17 protein-coding genes are annotated in these 17,281 nt (G+C 73.2%); 9 read left to right on the plus strand and 8 right to left on the minus strand.

Annotated features, from left to right (window positions below; translation table 11 throughout):
• Window positions 1-38: 38 nt before the first annotated feature.
• The 4 genes from CG723_RS02870 to CG723_RS02885 form a co-directional block, all read right to left on the minus strand.
• A complete protein-coding gene (locus CG723_RS02870; protein ID WP_100591807.1) occupies window positions 39-824 on the minus strand; it encodes a GntR family transcriptional regulator in 786 nt (261 codons plus the stop codon).
• Between the two features lie 62 nt (window positions 825-886).
• On the minus strand, window positions 887-1,246 hold the full coding sequence (locus CG723_RS02875) for a VOC family protein (RefSeq protein ID WP_100591547.1): 360 nt from the start codon (window positions 1,244-1,246) through the stop codon (window positions 887-889).
• A 117-nt stretch (window positions 1,247-1,363) separates the two neighbouring features.
• Window positions 1,364-2,203 carry a class I SAM-dependent methyltransferase gene (locus CG723_RS02880; protein WP_100591808.1) on the minus strand — a complete coding sequence of 280 codons (840 nt, stop codon included), beginning with the start codon at window positions 2,201-2,203 and terminating at the stop codon, window positions 1,364-1,366.
• A gap of 109 nt (window positions 2,204-2,312) precedes the next feature.
• A complete protein-coding gene (locus CG723_RS02885) occupies window positions 2,313-3,818 on the minus strand; it encodes a bifunctional phosphatase PAP2/diacylglycerol kinase family protein (RefSeq protein WP_100591548.1) in 1,506 nt (501 codons plus the stop codon).
• Window positions 3,819-3,909: 91 nt separating this feature from the next.
• Here CG723_RS02885 and CG723_RS02890 point away from each other — a divergent pair, with 91 nt between their 5' ends.
• The 3 genes from CG723_RS02890 (at window position 3,910) to CG723_RS02900 (ending at window position 8,056) form a co-directional block, all read left to right on the plus strand.
• Entirely contained in the window at window positions 3,910-5,541 is a 1,632-nt protein-coding gene (locus CG723_RS02890) for an ATP-binding cassette domain-containing protein (protein WP_100591549.1), read from the plus strand.
• 233 nt (window positions 5,542-5,774) lie between these two features.
• Complete coding sequence (locus tag CG723_RS02895) at window positions 5,775-7,034, plus strand: aminotransferase class I/II-fold pyridoxal phosphate-dependent enzyme (protein ID WP_100591550.1); 1,260 nt, start codon at window positions 5,775-5,777, stop codon at window positions 7,032-7,034.
• The gene (locus tag CG723_RS02900; protein WP_199841637.1) at window positions 7,031-8,056 is read left to right on the plus strand and encodes an MBL fold metallo-hydrolase; all 1,026 of its coding nucleotides are present in this window, start codon (window positions 7,031-7,033) and stop codon (window positions 8,054-8,056) included. Before CG723_RS02895 ends, CG723_RS02900 begins: the two co-directional genes overlap by 4 nt.
• Here the strand turns inward: CG723_RS02900 and CG723_RS02905 are convergent.
• Together CG723_RS02905 and CG723_RS02910 are read right to left on the minus strand one after the other, a co-directional pair.
• The gene (locus tag CG723_RS02905; RefSeq protein ID WP_442802511.1) at window positions 8,036-8,698 is read right to left on the minus strand and encodes a DedA family protein; all 663 of its coding nucleotides are present in this window, start codon (window positions 8,696-8,698) and stop codon (window positions 8,036-8,038) included. The genes CG723_RS02900 and CG723_RS02905 overlap by 21 nt on opposite strands.
• Window positions 8,695-9,468: an MBL fold metallo-hydrolase gene (locus CG723_RS02910; protein ID WP_100591552.1), complete on the minus strand. Its 774-nt coding sequence runs from the start codon at window positions 9,466-9,468 to the stop codon at window positions 8,695-8,697. The genes CG723_RS02905 and CG723_RS02910 overlap by 4 nt, the downstream gene beginning before the upstream one ends.
• 82 nt (window positions 9,469-9,550) lie before the next feature.
• On the opposite strand from CG723_RS02910, the gene CG723_RS02915 reads away from it, so the two are divergent.
• The 4 genes from CG723_RS02915 to CG723_RS02930 all read left to right on the plus strand — a co-directional run bounded on the left by CG723_RS02915 (window position 9,551) and on the right by CG723_RS02930 (window position 14,233).
• The gene (locus CG723_RS02915) at window positions 9,551-9,982 is read left to right on the plus strand and encodes a hypothetical protein (RefSeq protein WP_100591553.1); all 432 of its coding nucleotides are present in this window, start codon (window positions 9,551-9,553) and stop codon (window positions 9,980-9,982) included.
• A gap of 170 nt (window positions 9,983-10,152) precedes the next feature.
• A complete protein-coding gene (locus tag CG723_RS02920) occupies window positions 10,153-12,234 on the plus strand; it encodes a phage holin family protein (protein WP_100591810.1) in 2,082 nt (693 codons plus the stop codon).
• An 86-nt stretch (window positions 12,235-12,320) separates the two neighbouring features.
• Window positions 12,321-13,706, plus strand: coding sequence for an amino acid permease (locus tag CG723_RS02925; RefSeq protein ID WP_100591554.1), 1,386 nt, complete (start codon window positions 12,321-12,323; stop codon window positions 13,704-13,706).
• A 101-nt stretch (window positions 13,707-13,807) separates the two neighbouring features.
• Window positions 13,808-14,233, plus strand: coding sequence for an OsmC family peroxiredoxin (locus tag CG723_RS02930; protein ID WP_100591555.1), 426 nt, complete (start codon window positions 13,808-13,810; stop codon window positions 14,231-14,233).
• A gap of 94 nt (window positions 14,234-14,327) precedes the next feature.
• On the opposite strand, the gene CG723_RS02935 is transcribed toward CG723_RS02930, so the two are convergent.
• Window positions 14,328-15,188, minus strand: a complete 861-nt coding sequence (locus CG723_RS02935; RefSeq protein WP_100591556.1) for a helix-turn-helix domain-containing protein — start codon at window positions 15,186-15,188, stop codon at window positions 14,328-14,330.
• A gap of 160 nt (window positions 15,189-15,348) precedes the next feature.
• Window positions 15,349-16,164: a helix-turn-helix domain-containing protein gene (locus CG723_RS02945; protein ID WP_100591557.1), complete on the minus strand. Its 816-nt coding sequence runs from the start codon at window positions 16,162-16,164 to the stop codon at window positions 15,349-15,351.
• Between the two features lie 84 nt (window positions 16,165-16,248).
• On the opposite strand from CG723_RS02945, the gene CG723_RS02950 reads away from it, so the two are divergent.
• Both CG723_RS02950 and CG723_RS02955 read left to right on the plus strand, forming a co-directional pair.
• Window positions 16,249-16,554, plus strand: coding sequence for a 4a-hydroxytetrahydrobiopterin dehydratase (locus CG723_RS02950; protein WP_100591558.1), 306 nt, complete (start codon window positions 16,249-16,251; stop codon window positions 16,552-16,554).
• Between the two features lie 6 nt (window positions 16,555-16,560).
• A complete protein-coding gene (locus tag CG723_RS02955; protein ID WP_100591559.1) occupies window positions 16,561-17,274 on the plus strand; it encodes a class I SAM-dependent methyltransferase in 714 nt (237 codons plus the stop codon).
• Window positions 17,275-17,281 lie beyond the last annotated feature (7 nt).

The raw sequence follows: 17,281 nt of genomic DNA on the forward strand, positions 1-17,281 counted from the left end.
GCATGTTATGCCCGAATCCTGGTCAACCGGAGCGGAATCTAATAGAGGTTGGTATACAAAGTGGCGTCGTCGTGGCCGTCGCTGTGGCCGTCCCCCCGGCCGTCATCGCCCTCGTCACCGAAGAGCGAGCGCAGGGCCACCGACCGGCTGTCGCGCACGTGCAGCAGCGTGCTCGCCGCGGCGGTCTCCTCGTCGCCCGCGACGATGTGCCGGAAGATCACCGCATGCTGCGCCCGCATATGGGCGGGTTCCTCGCGCAGGCCGAACAGCAGCTGCAGCTGCCAGCCGAGCTGTTCCATGGTGCGCGCAAGGAGCGGGTTCCCGGACAGGGTCACGATGCCCTCGTGGAAAGCGGTGTGCGCGGCAACCTCGCGCGCCCCCTCGTCCGCCGCGGCCGCGCGCTCCGCCACGTCCAGCGTCCCGCGCAGCGCGCCGAGCCCTTCCGGCTCCTGCGGCGCGGCCCGCGCAACGCGCCGGGCCGCGAGCCGGGACGCCTGTACGGCCAGCGGCTCCCACACCTCGTAGAGATGCTCCACGTCGGCCCGCGCCAGCCGCCGTACGCGTACCCCGCTGTGCGGCAGAAGTTCGAGCAGGCCCTCGGTGACGAGCGAGCGGAGCGCCTCCCGCACCGGGACGCGCGACATCTGCAGCTCTTCGGCGACCTCGCGCTCGACGAGCCGGGAGCCCTGCGGGTAGCGCCGGTCGATGATGCGCTGCCGGATCGCGTCTCGCGCGCGCGAGCCGAGCGGCGGCCGGGCGCCGCCCCTCTTCACGGATTCCCCGGCCTCCCGGGTCTCCCCGCCGTCACCGTCGCTGCCCGCCATGTCCACCGTCCTCGCTCCCGCCTGCCGGGGCGAGGATACGGGGACGGGCCCGCGGCCTCGCGCTATGCCTGGGCCTGGCCCTGCCGGTCGGCGTACTCGAAGACAGAGCCGTCCGGGTGCATCGCGATCAGATTGCGGCCGGCGGGCGTCGGGACCGGCCCGGCGAGGACGCGTGCGCCGGACGCGCTGAGGACGGCGTGCGCCTCGTCGACGTTCGGGACGGCGATCGTCGCCGAGACCTTGCGCAGGACGTCGATCTCCTCCTTCGGCCCGCTCATCAGGAGGAAGCAGCCGACCGCCGCGACGGAGACCCCGCCGCGCTCGAAGCGCAGGGCCCGGCTGCCCGCGAGCCGTTCGTAGAACGCGACCGAGGACTCCAGGTCCTCGACGCAGATACGCAGCGTGGTTCCCAGGATCTCCATAGCGGTGAGCGTAGTTGCCCACGCGCGGATGCGTGATCGTTTCCGGGGATCGGTCATGGGCGGGCGGCGGGGCCCGTGTCACCGGAGGCCGGCGGCACGGGCCCCGCATCGCTCGGCTCAGCTCGCAGCGCCCTCGCGATCCGTCTTGCGGCACAGGATCTCGCCGTGCAGCACCGAGAACCAGGCGTCGGGCTGCTTCCCCCAGGTCCGCCACGCCTCGGAGATCGCTTCCAGCTGTCCGGTCGTCGCGTGGCCGCTCTCCGTCGCGCGCCCGGCGTACGCGGAGGCGAGGGTGCGGTCCGCCCACAGGCCGCTCCACCACTCGATCTCGTCCGGTGTGGCATAACACCAGGTGGAGGATGATGAGTTGATGTCCACCGCGTCGAAACCGGCTTCCAGCGCCCAGGACTTGAGGCGTCGGCCCGCGTCCGGCTCGCCGCCGTTGGCGCGGGCGACCCGCCGGTACAGGTCCAGCCAGTCGTCCATGGCCGGCGCGTTCGGGTACCAGGTCATGGCCGCGTAGTCCGAATCGCGGACGGCGATGAACCCGGTGGGCTTGGTGACCCGGCGCATCTCACGCAGGGCCTGCACCGGGTCGCCGACGTGCTGGAGCACCTGGTGGGCGTGCACGACGCAGAACGTGTCGTCCGGGTAGTCCAGTGCGTGGACGTCGGCGGTCGCGAAGTCGACGTTGGTCAGGCCGCGTTCGGCCGCCGTCGCCCGGGCCTGGTCGAGGATCCCCTCGGCCTGGTCCACGCCGGTGACGTGTCCCTCGGGGACCAGCGCCGCCAGGTCGGCGGTGATGGTCCCCGGGCCGCACCCGATGTCCAGGATCTTCATGTGCGGCTTCAGCGAACCGAGCAGATACGCCGCCGAGTTGGCGGCGGTGCGCCAGGTGTGGGAGCGCAGCACGGACTCGTGGTGGCCGTGCGTGTAGACAGCGGTCTCCTTCGGCATGGTGGACCCCTTCGCAAGATCGGTGAGCGGTGAACCCAGTGGGCTCACCGTACGCCGGTCCTCCGAATGTTGAGATGCTCATCTCATGATGTGGACTCGCTCGGACGTGTCACAGTATGGTCAGCGGCCGGTAGACCCGCAGTGCCTCGTGCTGTTTGTCGATGGTCAACTCCCGTCCGCACGACCCGACTTCACCGTCGAAGGCCAGTGGCGTGCCGGGACTGATGTGGTCCATGCGCAGCCGAGTGCGCCGGACCGCGGCGTGGAACGGGGAGCGGGACAGCGGCCCCGCGAACGCCGCCGCAAGGAGTCGTACGCCCGGCAGTCGGCCGCCGTGCACCACCCGCACGTCGAGCAGGCCGTCCGCGAGGTCCGCGCGCCGGCCCGCTGTGAGCCCCATCCGGCGATACGTGCAGTTCCCGGCGAACACCATCCACAGCGGCCGCCGTGTACCGTCCAGTTCGGCCTGCAGAGGGTGGTCGCGGCGCAGCACGTGCGTGGCGGCCACCACGTCGGCGAGCCGGCCGCCGATCCGCCGCGACCAGCGCTCGCGCTCCTTCACCAGCTCCGGGTACACGCCCAGGCTGAAGGTGTTGAGGAAGATCCCGGAGGTGGCCGACGACCGGAAGCGGCCGACGTCGACCGCCACGGCGTCGCCCGCCTCCACGGCCCGCGACAGATCACCCGGGTCCTCGATCCCCAGGTCGTACGCGAAGTGGTTGAGCGTGCCGCCCGGAAGCACGGCGAGCGGCAGGCCGTGGCGCAGGGCGACGCCCGCCGCCGTGTTCACGGTGCCGTCCCCGCCGCACACCCCGAGCGCCCGCGCCCGGGTCGCCGCCTTCTCCAGCGCGGCCGGCAGATCGGACCCCTCGGCCTCGACGATCTCGGCGTGCGGCAGCAGGCCGCGCAGCGTCCGCGCCTGGTCCGGACTGCCCGCACCGGTGTTGACCACCATCACCAGGCCCTCCCCGCCCGGCAACTTCGGCACGTCGTCCACCAGCGGCCGGCCCGGCGACGGCATCTGGTCGCGGGTCGGCACGAGACCCCGTACCGCGAAGGCCGCGCCCGCCCCGAGCGCGGCGCCCGCGAGGACGTCGCCCGGGAAGTGCGCGCCCGTATAGACACGGGACGCGGCGACGGAGAAGGCGAGGGGCGCCACCAGCGCGCCCAGCGGGCGGGACTCCAGCGCGACGCCCGCGGCGAACGCGGCCGCCGACGCCGCATGCCCGGACGGGAACGACGTCGTGACCGGCTGCCGCTTCAGGCGCCGCACCAGCGGCACCGGGTCGAGTACGGGCCGCGGCCTGCGCACCGAACGCTTGCCGAGCGTGTTGATCGTCGCGGACGCCACCGCGAGCGAGGCGACCCCGCGCACGGCCGCGCGGCGGGCCTTCGGTGAACCGCCCACCGCCAGCGCGCCCGCCACCGCGAACCACAGCACCCCATGGTTCGCACTGCGGCTCAGCCGGGGCAGGACACGGTCGCCGCCCGGCCAGTGCCGGCGCGCCGCATACTCGAAAACGCGCAGGTCAAGGGCAGCGAGTCGGCCGCGCAGGCCGGGGCCCGCAGGGGGCGCGGTCCGCCAGGTCGTCAGATGGTCGAGGTCAGCGCACATTGCGCACCTGTACCCGCCGTGGGGCCCCGCACCCCGGGGCGTGCCGAAATCGTTTTGCTCCTCACCCGGCCGGGCGCCCACAATGCGGACCATGGGACATCTGGAAGCCGCGCACCTCGAGTACTACTTGCCGGACGGGCGGGCGCTGCTCGGTGATGTCTCCTTCCGGGTCGGGGAGGGCTCCGTGGTCGCCCTCGTGGGGCCGAACGGCGCGGGAAAGACGACGCTCCTCAAGCTGATCTCCGGCGAGCTGAAGCCGCACGGCGGCACCGTCACCGTCGGCGGAGGGCTCGGCGTCATGTCGCAGTTCGTCGGCTCGGTGCGCGACGAGACGACCGTGCGCGACCTGCTCGTGTCGGTCGCGACCCCGCGGATCAGGGAGGCGGCGAAGGCCGTCGACAAGGCCGAGCACCTGATCATGACCGTCGACGACGAGGCGGCGCAGCTCGAGTACGCGCAGGCCCTGTCCGACTGGGCCGAGGTGCGCGGCTACGAGGCCGAGACGGTCTGGGACATGTGCACCACGGCCGCCCTCGGCATCCCGTACGACACGGCCCAGTTCCGCGAGGTCCGCACGCTCTCCGGCGGCGAGCAGAAACGACTCGTCCTCGAAGCGCTGCTGCGCGGCACCGATGAGGTCCTCCTCCTCGACGAGCCGGACAACTATCTCGACGTGCCCGGTAAGCGCTGGCTGGAGGAGAAGCTGCGCGAGACCCGCAAGACGGTCCTGTTCGTCTCCCACGACCGGGAGCTGCTCGCCCGCTCCGCCGAGAAGATCGTCAGCGTCGAGCCGGGCCCCGCCGGCGCCGACGCCTGGGTGCACGGCGCCGGCTTCGCGACGTACCACGAGGCGCGGCGCGAGCGGTTCGCACGCTTCGAGGAGCTGCGCAGGCGCTGGGACGAGAAGCACGCCCAGCTGAAGAAGCTCGTCCTCAACCTGCGGCAGGCGGCCGCGGTCAGCCACGAGATGGCGTCCCGCTACGCGGCGGCGCAGACCCGCCTGCGCAAGTTCGAGGAGGCGGGACCCCCGCCGGAGCCGCCGCGCGAGCAGGACATCACCATGCGCCTGCACGGCGGCCGCACCGGGGTGCGGGCCATCACCTGCAAGGGCCTTGAGCTGACCGGCCTCATGCAACCGTTCGACCTGGAGGTCTTCTACGGCGAGCGGGTCGCGGTCCTCGGCTCGAACGGTTCGGGCAAGTCGCACTTCCTGCGCCTGCTGGCCGGGAACCCCGACGACACGGTCGCGCACACGGGGGAGTGGAGGCTCGGCGCGCGCGTCGTGCCCGGCCACTTCGCCCAGACCCACGCCCACCCCGAGCTCCAGGGCCGCACCCTGCTCGACATCCTCTGGCTCGACCACGCCAAGGACCGCGGCGCGGCGATGGGACGGCTGCGGCGCTACGAGCTGACGGCCCAGGCCGAGCAGAAGTTCGAGCGGCTCTCGGGCGGCCAGCAGGCCCGCTTCCAGATCCTGCTGCTCGAACTGGCCGGAGTGACGGCGCTCCTCCTCGACGAGCCGACGGACAACCTCGACCTGGAGTCCGCCGAGGCGCTCCAGGAGGGCCTGGAGGCGTTCGACGGCACCGTCCTCGCCGTCACGCACGACCGCTGGTTCGCGCGCTCCTTCGACCGCTACCTCGTCTTCGGCAGCGACGGCCGGCTGCGCGAGTCCGACGAGCCAGTCTGGGACGAGCGCAGGGTGGAGCGGGCGCGGGGGTAACGGACGCGCGCGGGGTGACCGGCGCCGCCCCCGTCGGCGCCCCGTCACCCACTCGGCCCAGCTCCGCGCGACCCTCCCCTCGCCGCATTCCCACGTGCTCCCGCTCCCGGGGCGCGGCCACCGTCCCTCCCGTGCAGGCCGCGCGCGAGCGTGCGGCTCGGGAGAGGCTGGGGAGGGTATGAGGTGCCCATGAGGTCCCGGCAGTGCGGACTGGCAGCGCGTGGAGGTGGCACATGCGGGGGAACGACCACGGGATCCTGGAGGGGCACGGGCCCGTCCGGTACGGGCCGCCGCTGCCGGACGACGGCCTTCCCGTCCTGCCCGAGCTGGCCGCCACGGCCGCCGCCGCGGACCCGGCAGCCCCGGAACCGCCCGGCGGCTCCCCCTCCCTCCTCGACGCCGCCTGCGGCTACTGGCAGCGCCGCGGACTCCCCACCGAACCGGGCGGCACCGCGGCCGCGCCCGGCGGCGTACCCCTGCTCCTCGCGCTGACCGCCGCGATCGGCGGCGACGTGCTGCTGCCCCGGCCCTGCCCGGCCTGGTGGGAGCCCCAGGCACGGCTCCTCGGCCGGTCCGTCTTCCACGTGGCGACGCCCGCCGAGTGCGGCGGCGTCCCCGATCCGTACGCCCTACTCGAAACCGCACGCCGCGTCCGCGCCGAGGGCGGCGACCCGCGGCTCCTCGTCCTGTCCGTCGCCGACGACCCGACCGGGACCGTGCCGCCGCCCGAGATCCTGCACGAGGCGGTCGAGGCCGCCGCGCAGGAGGGCCTGCACATCGTCAGCGACGAGACCTGGCGCGACACCCTGCACCACGACCCGGCCCGCGCCACCGTCCTGATCGGCCCCGCCGAGATGCTGCCCGAGCACGTCACCGTCGTCACCGACCTCACCGGCGCCTACCTGCCGCCCGGCCTGCCCGCGGCCGTCGCCCGCTTCCCCGCCACCGCGCGCGGAGCCGCGCTGCGCGCCCGCGTCCTGGACATCCTCACCGCGCTCGGCGCGGTCCTCCCGGCCCCCGCCGCGGCGGCCGCGACGTACGCGCTCGGCGAGCCCGCCGGGATCACCGAGCGCCTGCGCGCCACGACCGCGCTCCACGCGCGCGTGGCCGCCGCCGTGCACCGCGCGGTGCTCCTCTCCGGCGGACTCGCCCGGCCGCCCGAAGCCGGCCGCCAGCTGTACGCGGACCTGGACCGGCTGCGCCCCGCGCTCGCCGCCCGCGGCGTCGGCGACGCCCAGGACCTGGAGGACCGACTCTCCGAGCGGCTCGGCATGCCCACCCCCGGCGGCCACCGCTTCGGCGACAACCTCGCCGCGCTGCGGGTACGCCTGTCCACCAGCCCCTTCCTCGGCTCAACCCCGCAGGAGCGCATGACGTCTCTCACCGCGCCGGAACCTCTGGAATTGCCGCACGTACAGCGGGCGTTGAGCATGTTGGAATCGGCTCTCGACGATCTCAGGGCCGACGTCAAGGGATGGGAGAGTCCTCGATGACGCAGCAGTCCGAGTCGACGGCACAGCGAGCTGATGCCCCCGCGTCCTTCCTACCCCCCGCCGAGCCGAAGCCGCTCGGCGGGGGACGTATGTGGCCCAAGTCGTTCGCCGACCGCCTGACGGCGCCGCTGCCCGGACTGCGCGCCTTCGCCCGGTTCGCCAGGGAGGGCGCGCTGCGTCCGCCGCCGGACGCCCTGCACGAGATCGCCGCCCTGCCGTTCGAGCCGGGACCGCTGCCGACCGTGGACGCCCGTACCGTCGCCGTCAGCTGGGCGGGGCACGCCAGTTGGGTGCTGCGCATAGGCGGCCTCACCGTGCTCACCGACCCGGTCTGGTCCCGCAAGATCCTCGGCACCCCGGCCCGCGTCACCCCGCCCGGCATCGCCTGGAGCGCCCTGTCGCCCGTCGACGCCGTCGTCATCAGCCACAACCACTACGACCACCTGGACGCCCCCACCCTCAAAAGGCTCCCGAGGGACACACCCGTGTTCGTCCCCGCCGGACTCGGCCGCTGGTTCACCCGCCGCCGCTTCACCCGCGTCACGGAGCTCGACTGGTGGGAGGCGGCGGAACTGGACGGCGTGCGCTTCGACTTCGTCCCGGCGCATCACTGGTCCAAGCGCAGCCTCATCGACACCTGCCGCACACTGTGGGGCGGTTGGGTCCTCACCGACCTGGAGGGACAGCGGGTCTACTTCGCGGGGGACACCGGATACGGCCACTGGTTCTCGGAGATCGGCAGCCGCTACCCCGGCATCGACCTGGCGCTCCTGCCCATCGGCGCCTACGAGCCGCGCTGGTGGCTGAAGGACGTCCACTGCGATCCGGAGGATGCGGTGCAGGCCGCGCAGGACGTGGGCGCGCGCCGTATGGCGCCCATGCACTGGGCCACGTTCCTGCTCTCGGCCGAGCCGGTCCTCGAACCCCTCACGCGCGTACGGGCCGCCTGGCAGAAGGCGGGACTTGCGCGCAAGGACCTGTGGGACCTGCCGGTCGGCGCCTCACGCGTGCTGACCGTCTGAGCGGCCCCCGCGCGCCCGCCGCCACACGGCGGGCGCCGCGCTGATCACCAGCGTGAGGCCCACCGCCGCCACGACGCCCTCCCACGGCTCACTGAACAGGGAGCCGCCGAGGATGCCGATGAGCTGATACGTCACGGCCCAGGCCAGGCACGCCGGGACGTCCCCGCGCGCGAACTGCCGCAGCGGCATCCTCGCCATCAGGCACGCCAGCATCACGGGGATGCGCCCGGCGGGCACGAGCCGGGACAGGACGAGCACCATCACCCCGTGGTCGGCGAGTTTGTCCTGCGCCTGCGCGAGCCGCTCCTCGGGCGCCCGGTCGCGGATCGCGGCCAGCCACTTCGACCCGTTCCTCGAATCCATGCCGCGCTGCCCCAGCCAGTACAGCGCGACATCGCCGAGGAACGCGGCGAACGCGGAGACACCGAACACCAGGAGCAGTGAGAACGGCGCCGTCTGATGGAAGGCGACCACGGCCGCCGAGCTGACGAGCGCCCCCGTGGGGATGACCGGCACGAGCGCCCCGATCATGATCAGCAGGAACAGCGACGGGTATCCGACCGCCTGTTGGGTGGACTCCGGCGGCGCGTGTGTCACCGCGGCGGCGAGCAGCTCGTGGCCCGCGCCACTGACCGGATTCACCTGGCGACCTCCGGCCGCACACTCTCGCCGTGACCGAGCAGATGCACCGTCACCTCGGGCGCCAGCTGGGCGGAGCGCCGCACGAACTCCTCGCCCGGCGCGTGGAATTCATGCGGTCGCACCGCGTCCATGCCGATCGGCCAGTACGTCCCGTAGTGCACCGGCACGGCGCTGCGCGGCGCGATCCGGGCGAGCGCCTCGGCGGCGCGGCCCGCGTCCAGATGGTGCGGCCCGAGACAGGGCCCCCACCCCCCGACCGGCAGGAGCGCCACATCCACCTCGCCCACCGCCTCCGCCATGGAGTCGAAGAGCCCGGTGTCGCCCGCGAAGTAGGTACGGGCCTCGCCGCTCACCACGAACCCGAGCGCGGGGGAGCGGTGCGGCCCCACCGGGATGCGCCGCCCGTCGTGCGACGCGGGCACGGCGCGTACGACGAGGTCGCCCACCTCCACGCGGGTACCCGGCTCGACCTCCGTGAGCCGCAGATGCGTGAGCCTGCGCAGGCCGGGCACCGCGCGCCGGGCGCCTCGCGGGAGCAGGACCCGGGTGCCGGGCGCGAGCCGGGCCAGGGACGGGACGTGCAGATGGTCGGCGTGCAGATGAGAGACGAGCGCGACGTCGGCGACGGCGGCCTCGGGCGGTGGGGGCGCCCCGCGGCGCCGGCGCAGATGGGCGAGGCGGCGCGTGAAGAGCGGGTCGGTCAGCACGCGGATCCCCGAGTCCTCGACCGTGCAGGTGGCGTGACCCCACCAGGTGATCTCCACCGGCACCTCCAGGACCTCCTCCGTGCGACTCCCCCGAGCCTACGGGCAGGAGTAGGGTCGTCGGGAAACCGGAGGTGAGGGGGACACCATGGGTGAAACGGCGGGAGAGACCGCGGCCGGCGCGGTCCGCGTCACGGCGATCGCCAGCCTGACGCCGCTGGAGGAGCTGGACGCCGACCCCTTCCTCGTGGACTCGCGCGGCCAGCACGCGATGTGCGCCCGCTGGGCCGCCGACCGGGGCTACGTCGTGACCAGAGAACTCCTCGTCCACTCACTGCGCTCCGACCACGACGTGCTGTGGGCGGACGTCGACGCGGGCCTCGTCGACCTGTTCGTCGCCCCGAGCGACCGGGTCCTGCGGGCCGCGCTGCGCTCGGTCGACGAGTTCACGGCCGAGTGCGAGCGCCGCGGTGTCCGCCTGGAGACCGCGGGCCTCGCCGAGCCGTCGTACAACGCGGAGATGAAGAAGCGCGTCCACCGGCGGATGTCGATGCCGACGGCCGGTTACGACGGCTGCTGAGCCGGCACCGCGGTCGTCCCGCGCCGCCCCGCGCCGGGCACCTGTGTTCGCAGTCAGGGGAGAACCCGGACGTATCGCGCTCATATGACACGCTTGGCGCGGGGTCGACGACGTGACGACGAGAGGGTGAGCGAGGCGTGGGCGAGGGGCGTTGGCGGCGGTTCGCCAGCATGTGCTGGCGGTCGATCGCGGTGTGGGCGGTCAGCACCGTCACGATGCTCGTGCTCGCCGGGATCCTGCCGGACTTCAAGCTCCAGTCGGACAACGGCGACAGTGCCACCCGCATCGGCGTCACGGCCGCGCTCGGCGCGGGGGCCTTCGCCGTCCTGTCCGTGCTGGTGTGGCCGCTTCTCGTGCGCGCTCTGCTCCTGGTGCCCGCGCTCGTCCTCGGCCTCGTCGTCTTCTTCCTCAACGGCGGACTGCTGCTCTTCGCCCTGGCCATCGTCCCCGACGGCCGGGGCGAGGCGAACCCCGAGACCGCCGTCGTGGTCGCCGCCGTGATGTCCGCGGTGGCGTCCGCCACCGGGGGAGCCCTCGCCGTACGCGACGACGACGCCTACCGCCGCCGCCTGTACCGCCTCGCCGACCGGCGTCGCCGCAGGGGGAGCGCCGGAGCGGGACCGTCCACCCCCGGCACCGTCTTCCTCCAGCTCGACGGCGTCGGCCACGACGTTCTGCGCGACGCCGTGAACCAGGACGTGATGCCCACCGTCGGCGCCTGGCTCGGCGCCGGCACCCACCGCCTCACGCCCTGGCGCACCGACTGGTCCAGCCAGACGGGCGCCAGCCAGCTCGGCATCCTGCACGGCAGCAACTACGACGTGCCCGCGTTCCGCTGGTACGAGAAGGACACCCGCGAGGTCCAGGTCTCCAACCGGCCCACCAGCGCCGCCGAACTCCAGCGCCGCGCCATCGAGCACACCGGCGACGGCGGCCTGCTCACCCTGGACGGCGCCAGCCGCGGCAACCTCTTCAGCGGAGGCGCCGAACAGGTCGCCCTCGTGCTGTCCGTCGCGGCCCGCCGCGGCAAGGAGAACCGCTCGCGCGCCGGCTACTTCGCGTACTTCAGCGACCCGGCGAACGCCGTGCGCACCGCCCTGTCCTTCGTCGCCGAGGTCGGCCGCGAGATCGGCCAGTCCACCCGGGCCCGCCTGACCCGGCAGCGCCCCCGCGTCGGCCGCGGCGGGCTCTACCCGTTCATCCGCGCCTTCGCGACCGTCGTGGAGCGGGACGTCGTCGTCGCCGCGGTCATCGGCGACATGCTCGCGGGCCGCAGCGCGGTCTACGCGGACCTCGTCGCGTACGACGAGGTCGCCCACCACTCCGGGCCGGTCAGCCGCGACGCCGAGAAGGTCCTCACACGCCTCGACCGCTCCCTCGCGCTGATCGCGAAGGTCGCCGAGCACGCCCCGCGCCGGTACCGGATCGTCGTCCTGTCCGACCACGGGCAGAGCCCCGGCGAGACGTTCCGCGCCCGCTACGGGCTCGGCCTCCAGGACCTCGTCCGGGCGGGCTGCGGCCTGCCCGTGCCGCGCCGGGCCCGGCGCACATACAGCGGCGCCGAGGCCCGATCCGCCGTCAGGGCGGCGCTGCGCCGGCCCGTCGAGGAGGGCGGCGAGAAGGACCGCCCCGCGTCGCGCCGCTCCGAGCCGATCGTCCTCGCCTCCGGCAACCTCGGCCTGGTCTCCTTTCCCGACGTGCCGCACCGCATGAGCAAGGAGGAGATCGACGCCCGCCACCCGGCGCTCCTGACGACCCTCGCCAACCACCCCGGCATCGGCTTCCTGCTGGTGCGCAGCGAGGAGCACGGCGCCGTCGTCCTCGGCGCGCGCGGCGCCGAGATCCCCCTGGCCGACCTCGACGACCGCCCCGGGCCCCTGGCCGACTTCGGCGTGCACGCCGCCGACGCCGTCCGCCGCACCGACTCCTTCCCCCACACCGCCGACATCATGGTGAACTCCTGGTACGACCCGGCCGAGGGCGAAGTGCTTGCCTTCGAGGAGCAGATCGGCTCCCACGGAGGCCTCGGCGGCGCCCAGGGACACGCGTTCCTGCTCGCCCCGGAGGCCTTCTCGCCGCCGGTCGCCGAGGGCGCCGAACTGGTGGGCGCCCAGCAGGTCCACCACGTGCTCCGCCGCTGGCTGCGCGAGGGCTGCGGCCCTCAGGTCCCGCTGGACAAATCGCGGCACGAGCCCGCCCCAGACGCATCATTTACGGTCGCGACGGTCACTCCACAGGACAAATCGTCCTGATTTTGAACGATGTGTGCCGGGGACCGACCATGGGACGTCGCCCGGCGATCCCGGTCGGCGCCCGCACGAGAGAGGCGCACCACCCCATGCCCCACACCGGAACCGTGACGAAGCCGGCTCCGGCCCCGCAGCACGAAGAGCTCTCCAGCAAGCACGCCCGCCGCTTCGGGCTCCCCATCGCCACCGCCCTCGTGATGGGCAACATCATCGGCGGCGGCATCTTCCTGCTCCCGGCCTCCGTCGCCCCCTTCGGCACCATCAGCCTCGTCGCGTTCGGCGTCCTGACCGTCGGAGCCATCGCGCTCGCGCTCGTCTTCGGCCGCCTCGCCCACCGGCATCCGCAGACCGGCGGACCCTACGTCTACGCGCGCGAGGCGTTCGGCGACTTCGCCGGGTTCCTGGCCTCCTGGTCGTACTGGATCACCACCTGGGTGTCGAACGCGGCGCTCGCCGTGGCCGCCGTCGGCTACCTCGACGTGCTCCTGCCCATCCACGGCTCCACGTTCTGGACCATCGTCGCCGCGCTCACCGTCCAGTGGCTGCCCGCCCTCGCCAACCTCGCGGGGACCCGCTACGTCGGCGCGGTGCAGCTCGTGTCGACCGTCCTGAAGTTCGCGCCGCTGCTCCTCGTCGCCGTCGGCGGCCTGTTCTTCTTCCACGCCGACAACCTCGGACCGTTCCGGGCGAGCGGCGACTCCTCGCTCGGCGCCGTCTCCGCGTCCGCAGCGATCCTGCTCTTCAGCTACCTCGGCGTCGAGTCCGCCTCGGTCAGCGCCGGCGAGGTCCGCGACCCCGAGCGCAACGTGGGCCGCGCCACCGTCCTCGGCACCGGCCTCGCCGCCCTCCTCTACCTGCTGTGCACCCTCGCCGTCTTCGGGACCGTCGCCCACGACCGGCTCGTCGACTCCAGCGCGCCCTTCTCCGACGCCGTCAACGCCATGTTCGGCGGCACCTGGGGCGGCACCGCCGTAGCCGTCGCCGCGCTCGTCTCCATGCTCGGCGCCCTGAACGGCTGGACGCTCCTGAGCGCCCAGACCCCGTACGCCGCCGCCAAGGACGGCCTGTTCCCCGCGGTGTTCACCAAGAAGAAGCGCGGCATCCCGACGGCCGGCGTCCTCGTCGCCGTCACCCTCGCCTCGCTCCTGACCGTCTACAACTACACGGCGGGCTCGGCCGGGGTCTTCGAGACGCTCGTCCTCGTCACCACGTTCACCGCGACCGTCCCCTACCTCCTCGCGACCGCCGCCCAGATCTACTTCCTGCTGTCCGGACAGGGCCACCGCGTCAGCGGCCCGCGCCTGGCCCGCGACCTGGTGCTCGCCCTCGCCGCGTTCGGCTTCTCGCTGTGGCTGGTCGGCGGCGCCGGATACGCGGCCGTCTACCAGGGCGTCCTGTTCCTCTTCGCCGGAGTCCTCGTCTACGCGTGGATGGCGGCCCGCAAGAAGCGCACCGCCGCCGACGCCACCGACTGACCCCTGCCCCGTGCGCATTCCGGCCATAAGCGGTCCGGGTGTGGTCGGATGGTGCCCAACGCCCCAACGCCCCAACGGGCACCCGACTGAAGGGAATCACCGTGGCTACCACGCGCTCCGCGCACACCGTGTGGGAAGGCGATCTGCTCAAGGGGAGCGGCCTCGTCACCTTCGACTCGTCCGGCATCGGCCAGCAGGCCGTGTCCTGGGCCTCCCGCGCCGAGCAGGCCAACGGCAAGACCAGCCCGGAGGAGCTGATCGCCGCCGCGCACTCCAGCTGTTTCTCGATGGCCCTGTCCAATGGTCTGGCGACCGGCGGCAACCCGCCCACCAAGCTCGTCACGTCCGCGGACGTCACGTTCCAGCCGGGCGAGGGCATCACCGGCATTCACCTCACGGTCGAGGGCACGGTGCCAGGGCTCGACGAGGCCGGATTCGCCGCGGCGGCCGAGGACGCCAAGAAGAACTGCCCGGTGAGCCAGGCGCTCACCGGCACCACGATCACCCTCACGGCGAAGCTCGCCTGAGGGCGCACGCGCAGCCTTCACGTGCCGCGGCCCCGCAGCGACGGGCCCGCGGCACTGCTGTCACCACGCGTCGCCGGTCACCACGGGGCGCGTGTCAGAGCGCGTCGCGCTTTTTCCGCAGCAGCTCCACCGTGTGCTCCGCGGACGCCGCCTGCGCCGCGATGTGGTCGAGCACCTCCAGATGGGTGCCCACCTCTTCCCGGCCGTCCAGATAGAGCGCGCCCGTGACGTACTCGCTGAAGACCATGTCCGGCAGCTCGCGCACCGGGAACCGGAACAGCGTGAACGGGCCGAATGTCCCCGGGTGCGGGCCCGCCGTGAACTCGGCTATCTGGAGCGTCACTTGAGGTAGTTCGGTGGCCTCTATCAGCCGGTCGAGCTGGTTGCGCAGCACCTTCGGACCGCCCGGCGGCCGCCGTAGCACCGTCTCGTCCATCACGACCCACAGATGAGGCGCGTCCTCACGGGTCAGCAGCGCCTGCCGGGCCATCCGCAGCGTCACATGGCGTTCCAGATCACCGGGCTGCGTGCGGCCGACGGTGCCCGCGTCCAGGACGGCCCGCGCGTACTCCTCCGTCTGCAGCAGCCCCGGCACGAAGTGCGGCTCGTACGACCTGATGAGCCCGGCAGCGCTCTCCAGGCTCACGTACAGGCTGAACCAGTCGGGCAGGATGTCGTGGAACCGCTGCCACCAGCCCGGCAGATTCGCCTCCTCGGCGAGCCCGACGAACGCCTCGGCCTCCTGATCCGGCACCCCGTACAGCTCCAGGAGCATCTGTACGTACGGGATCTTGAGGGCGACCTCGGCGGTCTCCATGCGGCGGATCGTCGCACCGGTGACGCGCAGGGCGCGGGCGGCCTCGTCGCGGTTGAGCCTGGCCGACTCCCGCAGTTCCCGCAGACGTCTGCCCAGAACCACCTGACCTACGGTCGGTGCGGGCCGCCGTTCACTCACGTCACGTCTCCCCACGTGCCGGGCGGCGAGCGGATTCGGGAGCCGGTGCGCTCCCAGCCGCGGCACATCGCGCACTGAACATGTGCGCGAGCCGCGTGAACGGTACCAGTGTGATGAGCGGCCTGCCCACTACCGCGTAGATCCGGCCGCGAGGCCCCGACTAGGGCTCCAGCGACCGCAGATACTTCGCCGTCGCCGGGTCGGCCGGCAGGAACGTCTCGATCGCGAGCTCGGCCACCGTCACGTCCATCGGGGTGTTGAACGTCGAGATCGACGACACGAACGACAGGACCTGCCCGTCGTGCTCGATCACCATCGGCAGCGCGAAATACGGCACCGCCTCGCCGCCTTCCCCGTCGTCGTCACCGGCGTCCCTGTCCGCCACCGGGTACGCCTTGACCTCGTCGTACACCGCGCGCAGCGCCTCCGAGCGGTCCAGCGCGATCTGCCGCTCCATCTGCGCCAGGAGATGCCCCCGCCACTCGCGCAGATTCCGGATCCGTGGCGCGAGGCCCTCCGGGTGCAGAGTGAGCCGCATCGCGTTGAGCGGCGGGGCCAGCAGCGACTCGGGAATCCCCTCCATCAGCATCCCGATGCCCCGATTGGCGGCGACCACCGTGTACGTCGCGTCGACGACCAGCGCCGGATACGGCTCGTAGCCGTGCAGGAGCCGGTCCAGGCCCTCCCGCAGCGCTCCCATCGACGGGTCGTCGAGCGAGGTCTCCGCGAACCGCGGCGCGTAACCCGCCGCGAGCAGCAGAGCGTTGCGCTCCCGCACCGGCACGTCCAGATGCTCCGCGAGCCGCAGGACGAGCTCCTCGCTCGGCCGCGACCTGCCCGTCTCCACGAAGCTGAGATGCCGGGCGGACGAGTCCGCGCGCAGGGCGAGCTCCAGCTGGCTCACCCGCCTCCGTTCCCGCCACTCGCGCAGCAGAGGACCGATTCCGGACTGGCGAGCACGCGTGGCAGTCGACATGCCACGACCGTAGCCGAGGGGCGCGCGGCACCACCCCTGTGGGACGCTGGAACTCCTCGCACATCACAGGGAAAGGACCTGGTCATGCCCTTGGAGCCGCTGTCCCAGAAGGAGATCGAGGACCGTCTCGCCGAGCTGCCCGGATGGAGCGTGGCCGATGACAGACTCACCCGCACCTACCGCCTGGCCAACCACTTCGCGGCCACGGCCCTCGTCGTGCACATCGCGCAGATCCAGGACGAGCTCGACCACCACTCCGACCTCACCCTCGGCTACAACACGGTCGACCTGTCCGTGAACACCCACAGCGTGGGCGGCGTCCTCACCCACCTCGACTTCGGCCTCGCCCAGCGCGTCCAGGAGATCGCCCCCACCCACGGCGCGAGCTGACCGGCGGTGCTGGACTACGACAAGGAAGCCGCGGTCTACGACGCGACCCGCGGCGGCATACCCCGTGCCCGGTCCGCCGCCGAGGCCGTGCTCGGCCTCGTGCCGCCCACCGCCCGCACCCTCCTCGACCTGGCCTGCGGCACCGGGCTCGTCACCATGCGGCTCACCCGGCCGGGCCTGCGCCCCGTCGGCATCGACCTCGCCCCCGGCATGCTGCGCGCCGCGGCGCCCCGCCTCGACGGCGCCGCCGTCCGCGGCGACAGCCGCCAACTCCCGTTCCGCAGCGCCTCCGTGGACGTCGTGACCGTGATCTGGCTGCTGCACCTGCTGCCCGACGCGCGCCCCGTCATCGCCGAGGCCGCCCGCGTCCTGCGGCCCGGCGGCGTCCTGGTGACCACCGTCGACAAGGCCGCCGCCCACGACGTGGGCAGTGACATCGACACCCTCGTGGCCCCCTACCGCGGCCGCCTCCCCTCCGACGCGGCCGCACGTGTCGCCGCCCACGCCGCCGGCCACGGACTGCGGCCGAGCGGCGAGGCCCGCTTCCCCGGAAACGGCCAGGGCCGCACCCCGAGGCGCCTCGCCGACGACGTACGCCGCGGCAGGGTCTACGCGGCCGGGGGCGCCGCGCTCGCCGACCTGATCGCGGCGCTCCCCGACCCCGAACTCCCGCGCGCAGACCCGGAGTTCACCGTGCACGCCTTCACGCGTCACGCCTGACGCGAGA

It is taken from the genome of Streptomyces sp. CB01635 (assembly GCF_002803065.1).
Lineage (GTDB): Bacteria > Actinomycetota > Actinomycetes > Streptomycetales > Streptomycetaceae > Streptomyces.

Coding starts and splice junctions, on each gene's coding strand:
- CG723_RS02870 (WP_100591807.1), bottom strand. CDS start 824: ATGGCGGGCAGCGACGGTGACGGCGGGGAGACCCGGGAGGCCGGGGAA.
- CG723_RS02875 (WP_100591547.1), bottom strand. CDS start 1,246: ATGGAGATCCTGGGAACCACGCTGCGTATCTGCGTCGAGGACCTGGAG.
- CG723_RS02880 (WP_100591808.1), bottom strand. CDS start 2,203: ATGCCGAAGGAGACCGCTGTCTACACGCACGGCCACCACGAGTCCGTG.
- CG723_RS02885 (WP_100591548.1), bottom strand. CDS start 3,818: ATGTGCGCTGACCTCGACCATCTGACGACCTGGCGGACCGCGCCCCCT.
- CG723_RS02890 (WP_100591549.1), top strand. CDS start 3,910: ATGGGACATCTGGAAGCCGCGCACCTCGAGTACTACTTGCCGGACGGG.
- CG723_RS02895 (WP_100591550.1), top strand. CDS start 5,775: ATGCGGGGGAACGACCACGGGATCCTGGAGGGGCACGGGCCCGTCCGG.
- CG723_RS02900 (WP_199841637.1), top strand. CDS start 7,031: ATGACGCAGCAGTCCGAGTCGACGGCACAGCGAGCTGATGCCCCCGCG.
- CG723_RS02915 (WP_100591553.1), top strand. CDS start 9,551: ATGGGTGAAACGGCGGGAGAGACCGCGGCCGGCGCGGTCCGCGTCACG.
- CG723_RS02920 (WP_100591810.1), top strand. CDS start 10,153: ATGTGCTGGCGGTCGATCGCGGTGTGGGCGGTCAGCACCGTCACGATG.
- CG723_RS02925 (WP_100591554.1), top strand. CDS start 12,321: ATGCCCCACACCGGAACCGTGACGAAGCCGGCTCCGGCCCCGCAGCAC.
- CG723_RS02945 (WP_100591557.1), bottom strand. CDS start 16,164: ATGTCGACTGCCACGCGTGCTCGCCAGTCCGGAATCGGTCCTCTGCTG.
- CG723_RS02950 (WP_100591558.1), top strand. CDS start 16,249: ATGCCCTTGGAGCCGCTGTCCCAGAAGGAGATCGAGGACCGTCTCGCC.